Raw genomic sequence first — 17,144 nt, forward strand, 5'->3', positions numbered from 1 at the left:
ACGCCTCACCGACGACACCGCCCGGCCGTTCATGACGGCCGGAATCCCGAATCCGTGTGATCACACCGTGGCGTTCACTGGGCGAACGTCATCCAGCCCACCAGTCGCCACCGCGGTCACCCACCAGATCGCCCAGAAAGAACCACCATGCCCCTCACCGACCTCCCACTCGACCAACTCGTCGACTACCGGGCTGCGCACGGTGCGCCGGCAGACTTCTGGTCCTTCTGGCAGGAGACACTCGCCGACGCTCGCTCCGCCGTCCAGGGTGTCCGCGCCACTGCGGTCCGAGACACCCTGCTGTCCTCCGTGGACGTCTTCGACGTGCGCTTCCCCGGCTGGGCCGGGGAACCAATCGCCGCGTGGCTCATCGTGCCCGCCGGGACAACAGTCCCCCTGCCCACCGTCGTCTCCTTCGCCGGATACAGCAGCGGTCGCGGCCTGCCCACCGATCACCTCCTGTTCCCTTCCGCCGGGCTCGCGAACCTCGTCGTGGACAGCCGCGGCCAAGGACACGACACCCCTGACCGAGACCCAGGACGATCCACGCAATGGGTCGAAGGCTTCATGACACGGGGAATCGACAAACCCCACCACCACTACTACCGGCGACTGATCACCGATTGCGCACGGGCGGTCGACGCCGCCCGATCGCTCGCTCAGGTGGACCCGGACCGCATCGTGGTCCAAGGAGCCAGTCAGGGCGGGGGCCTGGCGCTCGCCGTCGCCGGGCTGACCGGTGACAGGATCGCGGGAACGATCTGTGACGTCCCCTTCCTCTGCGACTTCCGAAGAGGAGCGGACACGGCATCCGCGGGACCGTATGTGGAGTTGGTCAACTTCTTCCGCCACCACAGCCCCCGCCAGGTCGATCGTTCGTTCGCCACCCTCGACTACTTCGACGCAGTCCATTTCGCGGCCAGGGCCACCGCGCCGGCACTCTTCAGCGTCGGTCTGATGGACCCCACCTGCCCCCCATCGACCGTCTACGGCGCGTTCAACTCCTACGCGGGAGACAAGCACATGGAGACATGGCGCTTCGGGGACCACGGCGGTGGCTACGGCGCAAGCCGACCTGGACACCTGGCCTGGCTCCACCATCACGACCTTCTGGCCACCTCAGGCCGCCCGCGACTGGAAGCCGGAGGCGTCCATCACCGTGCTAGTGAGCCCTTTCCATCCTCACCCTGAGCTGGCCAGATGCAGGGCGAGGACGGCCTGGACGAGGCTGGTGATCCGGGTGGTCGAGCACCGGAGCTTGCGAAGGAGCCGCCAGGACTTGAAGGTGGCAACGGCCTGCTCGACGAGGTCCCGGATCTTTGCGTGGGACCGGTTCACCGCCTGCTGGCCTGCGGAAAGGGTCTCCCACCGTCCCCAGCACGGGATGCGGACCATGCCGCCGGCACCTCGATATCCCTTGTCGGCCCGGCACGGGATGTCAGCCTCGGCGAGGGCGTCGACGATGCCGTGTTCGCGGGCCGCTCGGACGTCGTGGACGGCTCCGGGCAGGGCCGGTGACGCCCACAGTAGGCGGCCGAGGAGGTCCGCAAGGATCTGCACCTTCATCCCGTGCTTCTTGTGCTTGCCGGAATAGAACGGACGGTCCGCGGCGATGCGGTCGATGGGCAAGAGGGTGCCGTCCAGGAGCAGGTATGCCTTCGCCGACGCGGTCCGCACCGCGTCGGCCAGGCCCGGGGCAAGAACGGCCAGGAGCTCGACCGCCTCGGTCACACAGCGGTAGGCCGTCGTGGTGCCGACGCCGCCGACGGCGAGCTGGGCATAGGTGTGTCCCACCCGCAGATGAGCGAGGGTGAGCAGGAACTGGCGGCCGGCGCCCCCAGCCGCCGCCACCGGGAGCCGATCGTGCGGCGGTGCCGCCCCAGCTGCTGCGTGAGGAACCGGAGAGCGGAGCTGGACACGTCGAGACCCGACGGGTAGACAGGCAGGTGAAGCCTCTGGTGAAGAAGGTTCTCTTGGTCGAAAACCCATCTACAAGGGGCTTCATCGCGTTGTCAAGCCAACTGCCGCACATCGGAGCCAGGTTGGAGAAGGCTCACTGCGGGCGTCACCGCGGAGATGTTCGAGCTGGCGGCATGGTGGCCGAACTGAAGGAGAGTGATGATTTCGCAGAGCGCTTGGCGCCGGCGCTATGTCGTGCCCGTGGCCAAGGAAGCGGGGCTTGTACCGGACGGCAGTGTGTTTCGGATGCTGGGGGAACGCGGCGACTGTGCGGTGCTCGAATTGCAGGCGCATCCGATGGATCCAAAGCTCCAGAGCTTCTTCGTCCGGGTGTCCGTCGTTCCGCTGACGGAACGTGCCTGGACTCAGCGCCAGCACTGGGAGCAGGCCAAGGACCACCTTCCCGGTTCGGGTTTCGGGATGCTCGGGTGGGAGGTGACGCCACCTGCGGTCGTGGCTTTCGATTCCCCGGGTGACAGTTCGCTGGACGGTCTATGGACGTACGGAGCTGGCGTCGAACCGGAAGAGTGCGCCGAGCAGTTGACTGCGGTGCTGCACAAGCACACGTTTCCGGCCATGAGGCGATTCCTGGACCGTGATGTCCTGGCGGCCGAGATGCGGCAGCGTTCCGGTCACCTGCGACATCACCGTCCGCCCGGTTGGGCAGCCGTCCTCCTCGACGTGGACCTGGTGTCACCGGCGGCCCTGGAACCCCTGCTTCAGGCGGTGGAGACCGGCTACCCGCTCGCGGACGAGTTCGTCGCCTGGGCCCGTGAGTACGCGGCACGGCGCAGTACGGCTGGCTGACGGCCTCTTGCCTGCAGGGGTCTTCAAGGCCCTTGCGCCGGGGGCGCGCTGTCAATGGACAACGCGATCCCCTTCTGGTGTCGGCAGGATTCTCTGGCGGATGGCCGGCGCACGTACTTCCACAAGCCACCCCGGTTCCGAGATCGGCCCCCCGTGCCGGGCGGCGCAGCCCCCTACATCAGCAACCGCTACGCCTTCAGCGGCGGCAACCCGGTCAGCGGTGTGGAACTGAACTGTCACCTGGTCTGGTTCGGCATTCCGCTCGCCTCCTACGGGTAGGCGGCGCTGTTCAGCACCGCCGCCTACGCGGCGACTCCGAACGGCACCCAGCGTCTGCAGCACCAACCGCATCACCGTGATCGTCCAGGCCGTTCTTGTCCTCCATCACTCGTCAGCGGGAGGTTGGAAAAGGCTCAGTGGCCCGTCACGCAGCCTTGGCGGAGGAATGCGTCCAGGCGCGGATGGGTGAGTCGGGGGCGAGGTTGGTCTTCGGTTCCGCGCGGGTGCTGCGCCAGCGGACGTAGGCAGCAATGGTGGCGTGCTCGTCGTGGCTGCCGTGGCCAGTGCCGTTGAGCGCGAAGTAGCGCAGGGCCGCGAACTCGACCTCGATCCAGGTCAGCCAGGAGCCGCAGGTCGGCAGGAAGATCAGCTCAACGCCGTTGTCGACCACCCAGGCCAGAGCTTGGCCTGCTTGTGCGGGAGAAGCGGACGAGTCCTCACCGACCTGCGTCGGCGCGGTGATGTCCCTGCCCTTTTGCCTTGGGCGGACATCAGCACCGCGATCACCCGACGGAGTTTCACCGGGTCCTTCGAGGTCCGGCTGATCCGCTGCAGCCTGCGGCCATCCTCCATGCTCACCGGCCACACGAACACACTCGGTCGAAGCCCACGACCACGTCCAACACGATCGCCCCTGCGCACGTGAAGGGTGCTGCAGAAGGTCGTGTCTACCCGACCTCGCCGGGTCGACGTCGGGCGCTGCGGGTACGGGGGTGAGGGTGCCGGCGGGGCGGTCACGGGCGAGGGTCGAGGCCGCGCCCCCGTACAACAGCTGTGCGCTCGCCGGGAAATGAGACTGCACCAACTCCGTTCAGAAACAAGGCTGTTGAACCGATCCGTAACCTTGACGGGGACTCGTCAAGGTCTGAACAATGTGGGCGATCTCCCCGTCCACCTGGAGGACTGTTGACTCACGGCCCCTCTCGCCGCGTCACTCTGCGTGCGGCAGTCGGCAGTGCACTCGCACTGCCCGTCATTCATTCGGGAACAACTGCACACGCCTCCGCTGTCCCGCTTCCGCCGGGGAGCCAGGAGCCACCCGTCACGAACCCTCGCGAATCCGGAGCGGTCTACGGCTCCGACGCTGCGCGGGGCGCTCATGCCGAGCCGTTGAACGCCGCTGTCGGCTGCGCCTTGGGCCGCGGAGGACGCAGCTGATGGCCACATTCGTCACTCGCGCCCAATGGGGAGCTCGCGCTCCCGAGAGTGTCAGCAGCACCATCACCCCGGGGCAGGGCGGCGTGGTCGTCCACCATGTCGACGGCGTGAAAGTGGCCCGCGCCAATCACGCTGACTGCGCCGGTCAGGTGCGGGGCATCCAGAACCATCACATGGACTCCAACGGCTGGTCGGACATCGCCTACAGCCATCTCGCGTGCGTCCACGGATACCTCTTCCAGGGCCGGGGCGAGAACGTCCGTACCGCTGCTCAGGGCACCACACAGGGCAACGACGACTGGTATGCGGTCTGCGCCCTGACAGGTGGCACGAGCAGCAGCTACGACGTCATCACCGCCGGACTGATCGATGCCATCCGCTACGGGATCAATCGCCTGCGGGTGTCCGGCGGCGCCGCGCAGGCGATCACCGGTCATCGCGACCACCATTCGACCGACTGCCCGGGCAGCCTGTACACGCGGGTACTCAACGGCGAGGTCAACCCTGGTGGCGGCCCGTTGCCCTACCCCGGGGTCGCCTTCCGTCAGCCGCCGGCCCTGGTTCACGCGAGCGTGTCGACCTGGCAGTACCGGATGAACAGCGCGCACGGCTACACGCTCACCGTGGACGGCCAGTACGGACCGGGCTCGGACACGGCCTGCCGCAACTTCCAGTCAAGGAAGGGGCTGACCGTCGACGGTGTCGTCGGGCCGGCCACCTGGAGCGCCACGTTCGCCTGACGGTCCGGCAGGGGAGCGGCCCTGAGAGGTCCGCTCCTGGGCAGGCGCAGGCCCCCTCCCGGTCGCGGGTGGGGGCTCAGCTCGTGTCGGGCCCCTGACGACTTCGTCTCTCTGGCTGGCGCCGCCCGGAGTGCCCGGAGCTCCCCTGCAAGGCATTCGCAACGCCCTTTCTCAACGGCTCGTTCCGTAGCTGTCTCGCCGATGCGGACCAGCGCCGGCGCTGTTGCTGGTGGCTCGTCATCAATGGCGTCGGTGATCGGGGCTATGGTTCCCGGTCATGGGGTTCCAACCAGCGGCCGGCTGTGAGCAGGAGGGCGGCAACAGGGTCAGGGCGGCGATCACGCTGACGAGCGGAATGAGCAGACCGGTGAAGCCGACACTGCGCAGGAAGGGGACCGGCAGGACGATGAGTGCGGCGAGGATGACGGCAACCGTGATGCCGGAGAACAGGACGGAGCGCCCGGCCGTGGTCATGGTCGTGTCCATCGGCTCCCGGCCTGCCGCGGGATGGCTTCGTTCCTCGCGCCAGCGGGTGACAATGAGCAGCGAGTAGTCGATGGCGACCCCGAGCCCGATGAGGGCGAGCAGGTACTGCACGATGAACGACACGTCGGTGAGGCCGCTCAGCCCCCACAGGATCAGGGAGGTGGCGAGGATCGAGGCACCCGCGATGAGGAGCGGCGTGAGAGCGAGCGCGGAACCGGATACGAGGGAGGAGCACGACCAGGGCGCCGATCCCGCCGAAGAGGGTCTCGGCGAGCACGCCGGCGCCCCCGCCTTCCTGCCGCTGCAGGGCGGCCTGCCCGGTGAGTGTCGCCCTCCCGGCTGACTGTTCGGCCACCCGCTCCACGGCGGGCAGGGCGACTGCGAAAGGGTCCTCGCCCGGGACCGGGCGCGGATGGACGACGACGACCCCCGTCCTGCCGTCCTCGGACAGCAGCGCCTCGTCGTCGGCGTAGGGTGCCACCCGCGCTCCGGGTACAGCGCCTTCGAGTCGCGCCACCAGCAGTCCGCGTGGGGGCTGGGGGCGGGGCCCCGATCTCGGCGGCTGCGGCGGGTCAGCCTCTCGCAGGACTTCACGGACAGGCTGACACCGCAGGTGCGCCGGGTGGGGCAGCCACGCCGCCGGAAGGGCGAGGTCCGTGGTCAGCGGCTGAAGGGCCTGCCCTCGACGCTGCCGGGACGGTCGTTGGCCGCCGCCAGACAGAGGCGATGCCCGGGGCCGGCCGAGAATCCGGCGCCCGCGCGTCGCCGCTCCGCGGTGCCCGGCGTTCAGTCGCCGTGGCCCGTGCCTCCGCTGCCAAAGCCTCCGCTGGAGATCCCGCCCCACTTCCGCTTCTCCTCGGTCGGTGGTTCGGTCGAGGTCTCACTGCCCGAGGCCTTGAGCTGGTACGGCATGAGTCGGTGCTCTCCGTCGGTTTGCGGCATCTCTGCTGGTCGGCGGTACTCGGACACCTCCCCCGGTAGGGCGCCGTTCTCCGGGCGGTGAGGCTGCTCCTCCGGCTTCGGTGTTGGGGATTCCTTGTCCCGGACACGCATGCCCAGGAAGAATCCGCCGATCAGTACAGCCACGATCACGAGACCGCCGAGAACCTGCCCCAGGCCCGACTGCCAGACACCGGCGAGTGCCACACCTCCTGAAGAATCCGCGATGAATGGGTTCATATCACTAGATACCTGCTTCATGACGGTTTCGGATGCTCAAAGGTTCGAGCATCGTGAACACGCGTCCGCGACCGAAGGGCGAGACGGGACGCGCTCCCGTACCGGGGGAGCCCAGAGGGGCGCCGCCAGACCACGTCAGAGGCGATACATGGGTGCACACCATGACTGCGGCTGTCGCGGGCAACGATCAGTTGCGAGCGGCCTGAGAGTGGCCGACGCCCTTACCTCCGGACGTGATCCAGGCTGGGGAAGCGGCGCAGCGAGGACGGCAAGGGCGCACAATGAGCGGCATGGTCGCTCACGAGATCCGGGACAAGCTCGGAGACGCTCCTAGGTGCCGGCGTCGAGTCACGTGAGGAGGGCGTCCGCGTGAGAGACGCCGCCTTCCTCCCCTATCTCGCTCATCGACTGGGGCGTTCGGACGGTGGTGAGTGAGACATGTCCGCCCTCGGTCAGGAACCCGTAGGCGCCGGGTCGGGGAAGACTGTTGTAGGACCAGGGCGAGGAGAAGTAGTAGGCCCCGGTGTCGTGGAGGACGATGAGGTCCTGCTCCGCGAGCTCAGGCAGGTGTCGTTCGTGGGCGATGACGTCTCCGGCGAAGCAGAGCGGGCCTGCGACGTCCTGCGGGATCACCTGGAGATGCTTGGGGGTGCCGTCGGGCTTGTGAGCGGTGATGCGCAGTGGCCAGGAGTCGGGCATGAACACGGTGCGGACGGCCACCTGAGCGCCGGCGTGGGTGAGCGCGATCCGTCGGCCGCCCGCGTCCTTGACGTACTCGACGACCGCTGCGGTGAAGCCGTTCTTGGCAAGGAGCGATCTGCCGAACTCGGTGACTATCTGATATCTCCCATCCAGAAGTGCCGGTTCGGCGCGAGTCAGTGCACGGACGTACTCGTCATACGTCGGGGTGGTTGTGTCGTCCGTGAAGTTCACGGGGAGCCCGCCACCGAGATCGAGGCTCGTGACCTGCCGTCGGCCCACGTCATCGTTGATCTCCTCCGCCAGCCGGTGCAGGGCAGCGAGGCCCTGCGCGATCAGGGGCAGGGGGCAACCTTGCGAGCCGACGTGGGCATGCAGGCGGGTGAGCCAAGGACGGTGCCGGAAGGCCTCGAGGATCTGATCCCGCACGCCGGGGTCGCCCAGTGCGACTCCGAACTTGGAGTGCGCCGTCGCCGTGCTCATGGCATCGATGGTCCCGGCCCCGACTTGGGGGTTGACGCGGAGGCCCACGACGGACTGGGATCTTCGGGGACGCAGCACGTCAATGCGTCGAAGTTCGGCGAGGTTGTCGGCGTTCACGGCGACCCCCTGGGTGAGGGCGTCGTGGAGTTCGGCACGGGTTTTCGCCGGCGAGTCGAGCACGATGCGGTCCGGGGTGAAACCCGCCGCCAGCGCGAGGTGGGTCTCGCCCGGGCTGGCTACTTCGCACGCCATGCCGGTATCGGCGAGAAGTCGCAGAACGGGGACCAGAGGGCATGCCTTGACGGCGAAGGCATGAAGAACGTCCGGTACGTGTACGAAGGCGTCGTGAAGTGCCTTGACGCTCTCTCGTACCCCTTGGACGTCGATGAAGCCGGCAACCGGAAACCTCTCGCCCAGGATGCCCTCGATCACCGCTTGCTTGAGTACCGCTTGGAGCACGTCAGGGTGCGGCATGCCTCTCCCTTCACACGAGGTCCGTAATGGTGTGTCGTTCGCACTGCCCTGCCGTGGGTCGCGGTGTTCCGCTGCCGATCCGAGGAGGGGGATGCACCGCCCGAGTCATCAGCCCGGGGCGATATTCCATGTGCCGCTGTACCGCCGGCTCACGAGTCGGCTGCCTGGTCAGGTCGATGCGCGCCTTCACGACTCGACGTCCAGACGCAGTACGTCTTCGAGGGTCTCGCCTCGGACGAGGGTGCGGGCGGTGCCGTTGCGGACCGACACGACGGGCGGGCGAGGTTGACCGTTGTAGTTGTTGGCCATGGAACGGTGGTAGGCACCGGAGGCCGGAATGGCCAGGAGGTCCCCTACCGCCAGGTCGGCCGGCAGGATCACGGAGGGAACGAGGACGTCACCTGCTTCGCAGTGTCTTCCGCAGATGGCGTACGACTCGACCGAACCGCCACCGACGGCTCTACCGGCTACTGAAGCCGTGTAGGTCGCGTCGTACAGGCTCGGTCGCATGTTGTCGCTGAGGCCGCCGTCGACGGACACCCATGTGCGCAGTCCGGGCTGTCGCTTGATCGTGCCGACCGTGTAGAGCGTCACTGTGGTCGGTCCTGAGATCGCTCGGCCTGGCTCGACGGCCAGTCGCGGCATGGAGAGTCCTGCCTGCTCGCATGCCTTGCGGACCCTGGCGACGACCAGGGGAGCAAGATCGCCGACGTTGAGCGGAGTCTCACCGGGAAGGTAGGCGATACCCAACCCGCCCCCGAGGTCGAGACGGTGCAGGAGTGCACCGTGTGTGCGTGCTGTGTCAGCCATCAGGTCGACAAGTCGCTCCGCCGCCGTCTCGAAGACGTCAGGACGGAGGATCTGCGATCCGAGATGGCTGTGGAGACCGACGAGTTCGAGGCCTGGGGTCTGCAGGACCTGGGCGATGGCGCGGTGGGCGCTTCCGACGGCAAGGGAGAAGCCGAACTTCTGATCGTCGGTGCCGGTGGTGATGGAGGAGTGGGTGTGTGCCTCGACGCCGGGGGTCACCCGGATGAGTACCTGTTGGCGAACACCCTGCCTCTGCGCTACGGCAGAGAGTCGCGCGATCTCGTCGTAGGAATCGATCACGATCAGCGAAACGCCGTAGGCGACGGCCTCTTCCAGCTCGGCTGCCGACTTGTTGTTGCCATGGAAGATCAAGGACTCGCCAGGGACTTCGGCGCGTTGCGCGATGCGCAGCTCCGCGGCGGAACAGACGTCAAGGCCCAGCCCTTCTTCCTTGATCCATCGAGCAACCTGGTGGCAGAGGAAGGACTTCGCCGCGTAGAAGACGTCGTGGTCGGTGAAGGCGGTGCGCCAGGTGCGGCACCGGATGCGGAAGTCCTCTTCGTCCAGGATGAATGCGGGTGTGCCGAACTCATCCGCGAGGTCTCGCAGGGGGACTCCGCCGATCTGGAGTCCCCGCGGGGTGGGGACGGTCGTGGCGGGCCAGAGATGGTCTCGACGCTTCACTTTCGGTCCTTCCGGGCTGAGGGGGTCAGTAGGTGGTCAGGAATCGATGCAGAACCCGGACTCCGAAGGCGAGACCTGCAACGGGCACGCGCTCATCCACACCGTGGAACATGCCGTAGTAGTGCTGATGCCGATCGAGTAGGACGGGCGCGAAGCCGTAGGTGCTGATGCCGATCTCGGCGAAGGACTTGGCGTCCGTTCCGCCGGACTGGATGAACGGCACTGGGCGGGCATGGGGGTCCTGGCTGCGCAGCGCTTCGGTCATCGCGGCAAAGGCAGGTCCGTCGTGATCGGCGGCCACGGCTGCCTCGCAGTTGATGAACTCCCGCGTGACTTTGGGCCCAAGGAGTCGGTCTACCGTGTCCAGGAAGGCGTCTTCGGTCCCCGGCAGGAAGCGTCCGTCCACTTCGGCGCGGGCATGCGAGGGAATGACGTTGACCTTGCATCCCGCATTCAGCACGGTGGGATTGGTGGTGTTGCGGATCGTGCAGTCGAACAGCTCCCCGAGTTGACCGAGACGCCTTGCCTCGTCCTGGAGCCTGTCTCGGTCGATGCGGATGCCGAGCACCTCGTCGAGCGCGGTCAGCAGAGTGTGAACGGCCGGGGTGAGGGTGACGGGCCAGGTGTGACCCGCGAGGCGGGAGAGTGCGTGCACGAGGTCGGCGACGGCGTTGTCCCCTCCCGGTCCTGATCCGTGTCCACCGGTTCCACTCGCCGTGAGGCGCATCCAGGCCGTGCCCCGCTCGCCGACGGCGATGGGGTAGACGCGCGCGTCCGCGGCCGCACCCTTCGGCCTCACTGTGACCGAGAAGCCGCCGGACTCACTGACGGCCTCCTTGACGTCGGCGAGGAGATCCCTGTGTTTGGCCACGACGTGGCGGGCTCCGTGTTCGCCGGTCGACTCCTCGTCTGCGAGAAACGCCAGAACGAGGTCGCGGCAGGGCCGTTGTCCCGACTTGGCCCAGGCCCGCACGAGGGACAGTGTCATGGCGACGGTCCCTTTCATGTCCACCGCGCCGCGCCCCCACAGCTGACCTTGATGGAGGTCACCGGACAGGGGATGCCGTGACCACTCGTGGGGGTCTGCCGGCACCGTGTCGAGGTGCCCGTGGATCAGGAGTGGGGGCAAGATGGTGGACTTGCCCGGGATCCGGGCCAGAACGCTGGTGCGTCGGTGCTTCGGCTCGGTGAGCGTGGCGGAGATCCCTGCCTCTTCCAGCGCGCCGGCCACGTATTCGGCGGCTTCGCGCTCGCCTGGCCCCGCGTCATCTCCCGCGTTGGTGGTGTCGATCCGTAGGAGGTCCGCGCACAGAGCGCCGACATCGGCTGCGTACGTGGCGTGCAGACCGGGCAAAGGGTGGGCTATCACGGGTTCTCCACGAAGAAGGCGGGTGAGTCGACTGCGTTCGAAACGCGCAAGGTCGAGGTCGACCGGAGGGCACACCGGTCGCGTCGGTCCGGGAGCTCGCATCCGGGCTTGCGCGGCAACAGCAGGCAGTCGCCCGGGCCCCGAGGAAGGCCGTCACGTGCGGGCTGATGACTTCGGGGTGAGGTCTGTGCCGCGCTTGCGCCAGGGGTGTCGATCAGTCGAAGTGCTCCTCCATGGCTGCGCCTGCGACGATGGTGCACACCTTGAAGGTCCTGGCCGCGGTCGTTGCGTCCGGTGCGGTGAAGGCGATGCCGCACGGACCGTTCGGCTCTGTGGTCGGCACGGCAAGCACGGCCGCAGCCAGGTGGGGCGCGTGGAAGTCGAGCTCGAACCGGTGGTGCCGAACCCCGCCTCGCCGTGATCCCGACGAACTGTCCTGCGCGCTCGACGTGCCATGGTCGCGAGCCGCCTCTTCTGCTCGTGTTCTCAGCAGTTCGGCGCTGCGGAGCGGGGGAAGGCAAATGGCGGCGTACCTGCTCACGCACTCCTTGACCGCGGCAGTCCGCACACCGGGGACCCAGACTTGTGCCGCCTCGCACACCAGGTCGTCGCCCGTGACCAGGATGACGGGCACCTCGTACTGCTCGGCCAGCAGGGCGTTCATACGGCCCTCGTCGGCCGGCTCACCGTCGATGCGGAATGCGGTGAGTCCGGCCCCGAGGTAGGTGTGCGACAGAACTCCCTGCTGCCCGGCGCCTGTGTGATAGCCGAGGAAGACAACGGCGTCTGCGCGATCGGCACCTTGCATCATGCCCAACGGCTTGTGCCGGCCGGTCAGGAGTCGGGCTCGGGGGTCGAGGGCTTCGAGGAGCAGGTTGCGTTGCATGTAGTGGGCGTCGTTGACGAGAACGTCGGTTGCTCCGCCGGCGAAGAGTCCTTCGACGACGGCATTCACGTCGCTGGTGAACAGCGGGCGCATACGCGTCCACGAGTCGGTGCCCGGTTCGACATCGGCAGGGCAGGTGACGCCGGTGGCGCCCTCCATGTCCGCAGAGATGAGAACGCGCATCAGCACAGAGTCCTTTCGGGCAACGGGATGGTGATGCGGTGCACGGCCGTGTCGAGCACGGCGCACGAACCGAGGGGAAGCGTGAGCTGACGGGTCCCGTGTCCGGCAGGTAGGCCGGCGATCACTGGTACCCCCAGATCTGAGAGCCGGTCGTGCAGGAGAGTGAGGACCTGCTGAGGGGGACCACATCGGGTGAAGTCACCGAGGACGATGCCTGCGGCGCGTTGGAGGATGCCCGCGCGCCGAAGCTGTGTCAGCGATCGATCCAGACCGTAGGGCTCTTCGCCGACCTCTTCGAGTACCAGGAGTTGCCCGTCCGCTGTGGGGGCGGTCCGCGTTCCTGTCGACGAGGCGAGCAGGGTGAGGTTTCCGCCCGTGAGGGGCCCCTGGGCGCGTCCTGGAACCATGGCGGGGCCGGCGAGACGGATCGCCTGCGGGAGGGGTCCGAACAGGGCGTCGTGGAGGTGCCGGGCGGTCTCCGGATCCTCCCTCACAGGCCGGCAGGCAGGCATGGGACCGTGCAGCGTGATCAGGTCGAGCTGATCGCCGACGGCTTGCAGAAGACAGGTGATGTCACTGGAGCCGACGAGAAACTTGGGGCCTGCCGTTGCGAGGAGTCGGTAGTCGAGTCGGTCGGCGATGCGCTGGGTTCCGTACCCGCCGCGTGCACACAGGACAGCTCGCACCGCAGGGTCGAGCCATGCTTCGGTGAAGTCGGTGAGACGCTCGTCGTCGGAGCCGGCGAGGTACTCGTGGTGGGTACTGGACAGCCGAGACGTGGAGCGTACCTGCAGGCCCCAGGCCATCAGGTGTGCTTGGGCGGCAGCGATTTCCTGGCTACTGACGGGGCCGGCCGGCGCGATGAGAGCGACTGTGTCACCCGGCCGGAGCAACGGCGGGTACACGCGTCTCCGGGTGGCAGCGGTCATGATCGCTCGAGAGGAGTGGGCGAGGTGCACCGCTTGCCGGGTCCTGCCTGCAGACGGCCGGGACGACTGGTCGGCGCGAAAAGCTGCTGGTAGAAGTCGATCTCGGCTTCAAGGGCTGCACGGATGGTCTCAGCACGTCGCCAGCCGTGGCGCTCGCCGGGGAACTCTGCGTGCCGGTAGGGCAGGCCGGCGACGCGCATGGCCCGTGCCATCGCGGCGGACTGGTCCGGGTCCACGATCGCGTCTTCGAGTCCGTGCAGCAGAAGTGCGGGGCCGTTCGCGTTCCGGGCAGCGAGAACGGGAGAGCGCTCCTCGTAGAGTGCGGCGCTCTCCGGCAGGGGACCGATCAGTCCGTCCAGATAGCGGGACTCGAAGTCATGAGTAGTGGCTGCCCAGGCGAGGGGATCGGTGATGCCGTACATGGAGACGGCGCCGGCGAAGGTTTTGGTGTGGGTGAGAGCGGCGAGGGCGGTCCAGCCCCCGGCGCTTCCCCCTCGAATGGCAAGGCGATCGGGGTCAGCGAGCCCTTCATGCACCAGTGCCTGCGCGACGGTGACGCAATCCTGGACGTCGACGACACCCCATGTGCCGTTGAGACGTTCACGGTACGCGCGGCCGTAGCCCACGGAACCGCCGTAGTCGACTGCGGCAACACCGATGCCACGGCTCGTGAAGTAGGCGATCTCCAGGTCGTAGACCATCGGGTAGTCCCCCGTGGGGCCGCCGTGAACGAAGATCACCCAAGGAGGGCGCTGGCCCGCCGTGGGGGTGTGATGAGGGTTCGTGGGCGGAAAAGTATGGGCGTGCACCGGCGGCAGGTCGTTCACCCCACCCCTGGAAGGTGTCTCGCCGATCTTGCCGGGATGAAAGGTGCGAGACGTGGGTCGTGGGAGCCAGGACGGGTCGACCGGGGGAAGCGCGGAGGGAGAGACGAGGCGCAGCTCGGGGGTACGTTCTCCCGCTGTCGGTAGGGCGATGGTGAAGACCCGATAGGGGGTCGTCGTACTCGCGCCGACCGCGGCAACGACGCTGCCGTCCGTCTCGATGGTCTGGGCAAAGTCGGTGAACGGCAGATCCAGTGGGGTGAGCCTCCGGCGGCCCGGTCCTGCGTCGGGGTCGACGAGAGAGAGCCGGCGCCCGGCTCCCGTCCCGTGGATGGCGACAGCCCGACCATCCGGTAGGGGAGCAAACCACACGGCACCGGGCTTCCAGAGGGCTCCGCCGAATTCTTCCGCGGATGGGTGGACCGGCTGAGCGGGTCCGGAGCGTGCCGGCACGATGTGCAGGTTCCACCATCCGTCGGGGTCGGTGACCGCCCAGATGCTGTCCGGGTCCCGCCACTCGGCCTGGACAACGGATTCGCCGCGCCCTCCGGCCCGTACACGGTGCGGGCCGGCTGTTCCATCTGTCCGCAACGGGGCGACGCACAGCTGGGAGCTGTCCCACGGCATGTGCGGATGGTCCCATCCGATCCAGGACATGTGACGGCCGTCGGGTGCCAGGCGGGGGCATGCCATGAAGTGATGAGACGCTGCAAGGGTTCGTTCGGCGCCCGTGCTCAGCGAGATGGCCACGAGGGCGCGCTCCGCGTCGCGCACTCCGTTGCGCTGCCGTTCGCGTACGGCCCAGACCTCGTCCCGCGCAGCGGGCACGTACAGGTCTCCGTAGGTGACGCCCTTCTGGACGGGGGTAACGGGGCGAGGAGCATCCTGGTTGTCGGGGTGATACACGTAGACACGCTGGTCGGCCCAGTGGGTGAAGACCAGGCGATCACCCGTGTGCCGCCAAGCGCGTCCTCCGTACTCGTGGAGGCGGTTACGAGCGTCGAATCCCGGCGGCAGCGCGTCCTGGACCGTTCCGTCCGGCCTCGCACGCACGACGCACCGACGACCTGCTTCGTGCGGCCTGGGCTCGTCCCACCACACGTCCCCCGCAGCGAGGGCGACCCATCCGGGCGCCCCGTCATCCCGGGCGACGTCTGCGGCGCTGATCTCGGAATCCCAAGCTTCAAAGGCTGTGGTTGTCGGCTGGACGTCAGCAGTGTGGCTCATACAGTCACCGCCTAGTGCCCCCGTACGGAGGCGTGGAGATCGAGTGAGAGTCGAAGGAGGACTGAGTAGGCATGGCGAAGAAGGGGACCTGCAGCGGCGTACGCGCACTGCGACGGACGCCTGGTGCAAGCGTTCTGGGAACCCTGAGCTGCGATACGAGACGCCGACAGGGTTCAGAAGGAACTGCGGTGTGCGCGGGCCGGTGCGACAGGCGGACCGCCCTCGACCAAGGCGAGCTCGATGGGCATCGTGCGAAGGCAGGGTTGCATCGGCTCTGCCGGTGAGAAAGGGGCAGCAGATCAGGGTGACGGACGGCGGAAGGCCAACCAGCCGCACAAGCCGCGGTCGTGGTCGCGAAGCGTTCTCATGAGGAACACGCTAGGGAAGGACCTCGGCGCAGACGATCAACAAAAGGTCCTGCCCCTGCGGCCGAGCGACGACATTTCGTCGCCCACGTCTCGATCCTTGTCTCGAGGGTCAGGAGCGGAGGGATCCACCCTGTCGGGCGCGGCACGCGGATCGTCCAGGACCAGGGTCAACGGCGGCGCGCCGCCTCCCCGCCCGGCGTGATCGGCGCGGTCAGCGGTCTGTCCCTCGACCCATCCGACAGGCCCGAGAGTCGGCAGGGAGGATGCCCCCGAACTACCAGTTGGGCTCGAGGCCGGGAACGTTGTCGGGGAGCGGCAGGCTCGGCGGGTGGATGAGATAGACGACTCCCCCACCTCCCGACGCCGACAGCCACACGTGCTCGAACTCGCCCCGCGGGTAGGTCCGCCGTACCTGGTCATCGGTCTCGGACAAGGGGTCGTTGACCACCACGTCGCCGTCGATCGTGAAGCCGCAGACGATCTTGATGCTCCCGGCAGGTGAGTAGCCTGCTCCCGCGAGCTCGCCTATGCGGAAGCTCTGTGCCGTGGCAACGGGAATGCCGGCGGTGATGAAGCGTTCGAGCTCGTTCAGCGAGCGGAGTCGGGTGACCAGACCCGCAAGGCCGTAACGCGCGGGATAGGCGGCGTTGAAGGCCCAGTTGCCGCAGCCTTTGTATGCGTAGTCGTAGACCGCTCTTGCGGTGAAGTCCACCTGGGGTGCTGTGTCCGCGGGATCGATCCAGAGCATTTCGGAGTCGGCGGGTCCGCAGCCGAAGTACTCCGTGAGCATGGCGGTGCAGGCCGGAGCGGACCAGGCTTCTCCGCCCCCGTCCCATTGGGGGCTGTGACCGGTGTGCAGCTCCTGGGAGCGGCGCGGGACGTCCAGCACCGTTCCCCACGCCCCGCCCGGCCCGCTGACTGTTTGTCGACGGTCAGCGGGGATGGCCGATGCCGAAAGCTGAAGGGCGCGTACCGAGGGGCCCTCGGGAGCGTCATCGGTGCGTGCGAGGCGGACTTCGAGCTCGTAGGCCAGGACCGGTCGGCCTGCGGCCGCCACGAAGACGTCCACGTCCGCCGTTCCGAACGAGCCGGTCTGTCCGGGCACGGTGGTTCGGTGGACGACTTCGTCACTCGACGCCCAGTGGCCCATGACGAACCAGGGGGATTCCCCTCCTTGAGCGTCACGCACCCGGAGGCGCACTGTCAGGCGAGTGGCCGCGGGCGTGTCGGCGGTCCACGAGGGGATGAGCTCCTGGGCGGGAAAGGGCAGGTCCTGCCAGCCGGTCGAGTAGGTGCCGTACTTCCACGCGACGGTCGCGTGGCCGTGCTGGTCGACGAAGGTCTCGCTGCCCTCCGGAGACCGCAGACGCAAGGCTCCGTCCCACCAGGCTGTGCTTCCGAGAGGAGCGTCGGCGAATCGGCGAGCGTCTGCCCAGCGGTGCAGGACCGCCTTGAGCGTGGATGGATCAGTCTCTTGCCCGCGATTCTCGCCTGTCACGGTCTTCCTGCCGTCTCTGTAGATCCGGGTGTCCTCCGGTGAAACCCGGCCTGGCGCTGTCAGCGGGGCGGGGCCCACATGCTATCGGCCCGGAGCTCCGCG

General features: G+C 67.8%; 15 protein-coding genes and 1 pseudogene. 5 read left to right on the forward strand and 11 right to left on the reverse strand.

Annotation, left to right across the window (positions count from 1 at the left end):
- Window positions 1–147 precede the first annotated feature (147 nt).
- On the forward strand, window positions 148–1,191 hold the full coding sequence (locus ACE1OA_RS00935; protein ID WP_432752024.1) for an acetylxylan esterase: 1,044 nt from the start codon (window positions 148–150) through the stop codon (window positions 1,189–1,191).
- Here ACE1OA_RS00935 and ACE1OA_RS00940 read toward each other — a convergent pair.
- Window positions 1,183–1,946, reverse strand: a pseudogene (locus tag ACE1OA_RS00940) (transposase family protein). The gene ACE1OA_RS00935 and the pseudogene ACE1OA_RS00940 overlap by 9 nt on opposite strands.
- A 172-nt stretch (window positions 1,947–2,118) precedes the next feature.
- Between ACE1OA_RS00940 and ACE1OA_RS00945 the strand changes: the two are divergent.
- Window positions 2,119–2,766 carry a hypothetical protein gene (locus ACE1OA_RS00945; protein ID WP_386542574.1) on the forward strand — a complete coding sequence of 216 codons (648 nt, stop codon included), beginning with the start codon at window positions 2,119–2,121 and terminating at the stop codon, window positions 2,764–2,766.
- Window positions 2,767–2,919: 153 nt separating this feature from the next.
- Complete coding sequence (locus ACE1OA_RS00950) at window positions 2,920–3,045, forward strand: hypothetical protein (protein WP_384867172.1); 126 nt, start codon at window positions 2,920–2,922, stop codon at window positions 3,043–3,045.
- Window positions 3,046–3,190: 145 nt separating this feature from the next.
- On the opposite strand, the gene ACE1OA_RS00955 is transcribed toward ACE1OA_RS00950, so the two are convergent.
- Window positions 3,191–3,631 (reverse strand): hypothetical protein, encoded by a 441-nt coding sequence (locus tag ACE1OA_RS00955; RefSeq protein WP_432752025.1) that lies wholly within the window; start codon window positions 3,629–3,631, stop codon window positions 3,191–3,193.
- 571 nt (window positions 3,632–4,202) lie between these two features.
- Between ACE1OA_RS00955 and ACE1OA_RS00960 the strand changes: the two genes are divergently transcribed.
- On the forward strand, window positions 4,203–4,943 hold the full coding sequence (locus ACE1OA_RS00960) for a peptidoglycan recognition protein family protein (protein ID WP_384867174.1): 741 nt from the start codon (window positions 4,203–4,205) through the stop codon (window positions 4,941–4,943).
- A gap of 240 nt (window positions 4,944–5,183) precedes the next feature.
- On the opposite strand, the gene ACE1OA_RS00965 is transcribed toward ACE1OA_RS00960, so the two are convergent.
- Complete coding sequence (locus ACE1OA_RS00965; RefSeq protein WP_432754020.1) at window positions 5,184–5,615, reverse strand: MMPL family transporter; 432 nt, start codon at window positions 5,613–5,615, stop codon at window positions 5,184–5,186.
- Between the two features lie 10 nt (window positions 5,616–5,625).
- On the opposite strand from ACE1OA_RS00965, the gene ACE1OA_RS00970 reads away from it, so the two are divergent.
- The gene (locus tag ACE1OA_RS00970) at window positions 5,626–5,772 is read left to right on the forward strand and encodes a hypothetical protein (protein WP_432754129.1); all 147 of its coding nucleotides are present in this window, start codon (window positions 5,626–5,628) and stop codon (window positions 5,770–5,772) included.
- 443 nt (window positions 5,773–6,215) lie between these two features.
- Here the strand turns inward: ACE1OA_RS00970 and ACE1OA_RS00975 are convergent, their stop codons facing one another.
- The 8 genes from ACE1OA_RS00975 to ACE1OA_RS01010 all read right to left on the reverse strand — a co-directional run bounded on the left by ACE1OA_RS00975 (window position 6,216) and on the right by ACE1OA_RS01010 (window position 17,042).
- Window positions 6,216–6,629, reverse strand: a complete 414-nt coding sequence (locus ACE1OA_RS00975) for a DUF6479 family protein (RefSeq protein ID WP_384867178.1) — start codon at window positions 6,627–6,629, stop codon at window positions 6,216–6,218.
- 327 nt (window positions 6,630–6,956) lie between these two features.
- Window positions 6,957–8,264, reverse strand: coding sequence for a diaminopimelate decarboxylase (locus ACE1OA_RS00980; RefSeq protein ID WP_432752026.1), 1,308 nt, complete (start codon window positions 8,262–8,264; stop codon window positions 6,957–6,959).
- A 186-nt stretch (window positions 8,265–8,450) separates the two neighbouring features.
- Window positions 8,451–9,758 carry a diaminopimelate decarboxylase gene (gene lysA / locus ACE1OA_RS00985; RefSeq protein ID WP_432752027.1) on the reverse strand — a complete coding sequence of 436 codons (1,308 nt, stop codon included), beginning with the start codon at window positions 9,756–9,758 and terminating at the stop codon, window positions 8,451–8,453.
- A 25-nt stretch (window positions 9,759–9,783) separates the two neighbouring features.
- Window positions 9,784–11,124: a M20/M25/M40 family metallo-hydrolase gene (locus ACE1OA_RS00990; protein WP_432754021.1), complete on the reverse strand. Its 1,341-nt coding sequence runs from the start codon at window positions 11,122–11,124 to the stop codon at window positions 9,784–9,786.
- Window positions 11,125–11,341: 217 nt separating this feature from the next.
- Entirely contained in the window at window positions 11,342–12,196 is an 855-nt protein-coding gene (locus ACE1OA_RS00995; protein WP_432752028.1) for a M55 family metallopeptidase, read from the reverse strand.
- Window positions 12,196–13,125: a S66 peptidase family protein gene (locus ACE1OA_RS01000; RefSeq protein ID WP_432752029.1), complete on the reverse strand. Its 930-nt coding sequence runs from the start codon at window positions 13,123–13,125 to the stop codon at window positions 12,196–12,198. The genes ACE1OA_RS00995 and ACE1OA_RS01000 overlap by 1 nt, the downstream gene beginning before the upstream one ends.
- Entirely contained in the window at window positions 13,122–14,855 is a 1,734-nt protein-coding gene (locus ACE1OA_RS01005) for a prolyl oligopeptidase family serine peptidase (protein WP_432752030.1), read from the reverse strand. The genes ACE1OA_RS01000 and ACE1OA_RS01005 overlap by 4 nt, the downstream gene beginning before the upstream one ends.
- A 963-nt stretch (window positions 14,856–15,818) precedes the next feature.
- Window positions 15,819–17,042, reverse strand: a complete 1,224-nt coding sequence (locus ACE1OA_RS01010) for a C39 family peptidase (protein ID WP_432752031.1) — start codon at window positions 17,040–17,042, stop codon at window positions 15,819–15,821.
- Window positions 17,043–17,144 lie beyond the last annotated feature (102 nt).

Origin of the sequence: Streptomyces sp. JL2001 (assembly GCF_050917515.1) — a bacterium.
Lineage (GTDB): Bacteria > Actinomycetota > Actinomycetes > Streptomycetales > Streptomycetaceae > Streptomyces.

Excerpts from the sequence above, each read along its gene's own strand:
- ACE1OA_RS00945 (WP_386542574.1), top strand. The coding sequence starts at position 2,119 with ATGATTTCGCAGAGCGCTTGGCGCCGGCGCTATGTCGTGCCCGTGGCC.
- ACE1OA_RS00935 (WP_432752024.1), top strand. The coding sequence starts at position 148 with ATGCCCCTCACCGACCTCCCACTCGACCAACTCGTCGACTACCGGGCT.
- ACE1OA_RS00975 (WP_384867178.1), bottom strand. The coding sequence starts at position 6,629 with ATGAAGCAGGTATCTAGTGATATGAACCCATTCATCGCGGATTCTTCA.
- ACE1OA_RS00960 (WP_384867174.1), top strand. The coding sequence starts at position 4,203 with ATGGCCACATTCGTCACTCGCGCCCAATGGGGAGCTCGCGCTCCCGAG.
- ACE1OA_RS01000 (WP_432752029.1), bottom strand. The coding sequence starts at position 13,125 with ATGACCGCTGCCACCCGGAGACGCGTGTACCCGCCGTTGCTCCGGCCG.
- ACE1OA_RS00980 (WP_432752026.1), bottom strand. The coding sequence starts at position 8,264 with ATGCCGCACCCTGACGTGCTCCAAGCGGTACTCAAGCAAGCGGTGATC.
- ACE1OA_RS00995 (WP_432752028.1), bottom strand. The coding sequence starts at position 12,196 with ATGCGCGTTCTCATCTCTGCGGACATGGAGGGCGCCACCGGCGTCACC.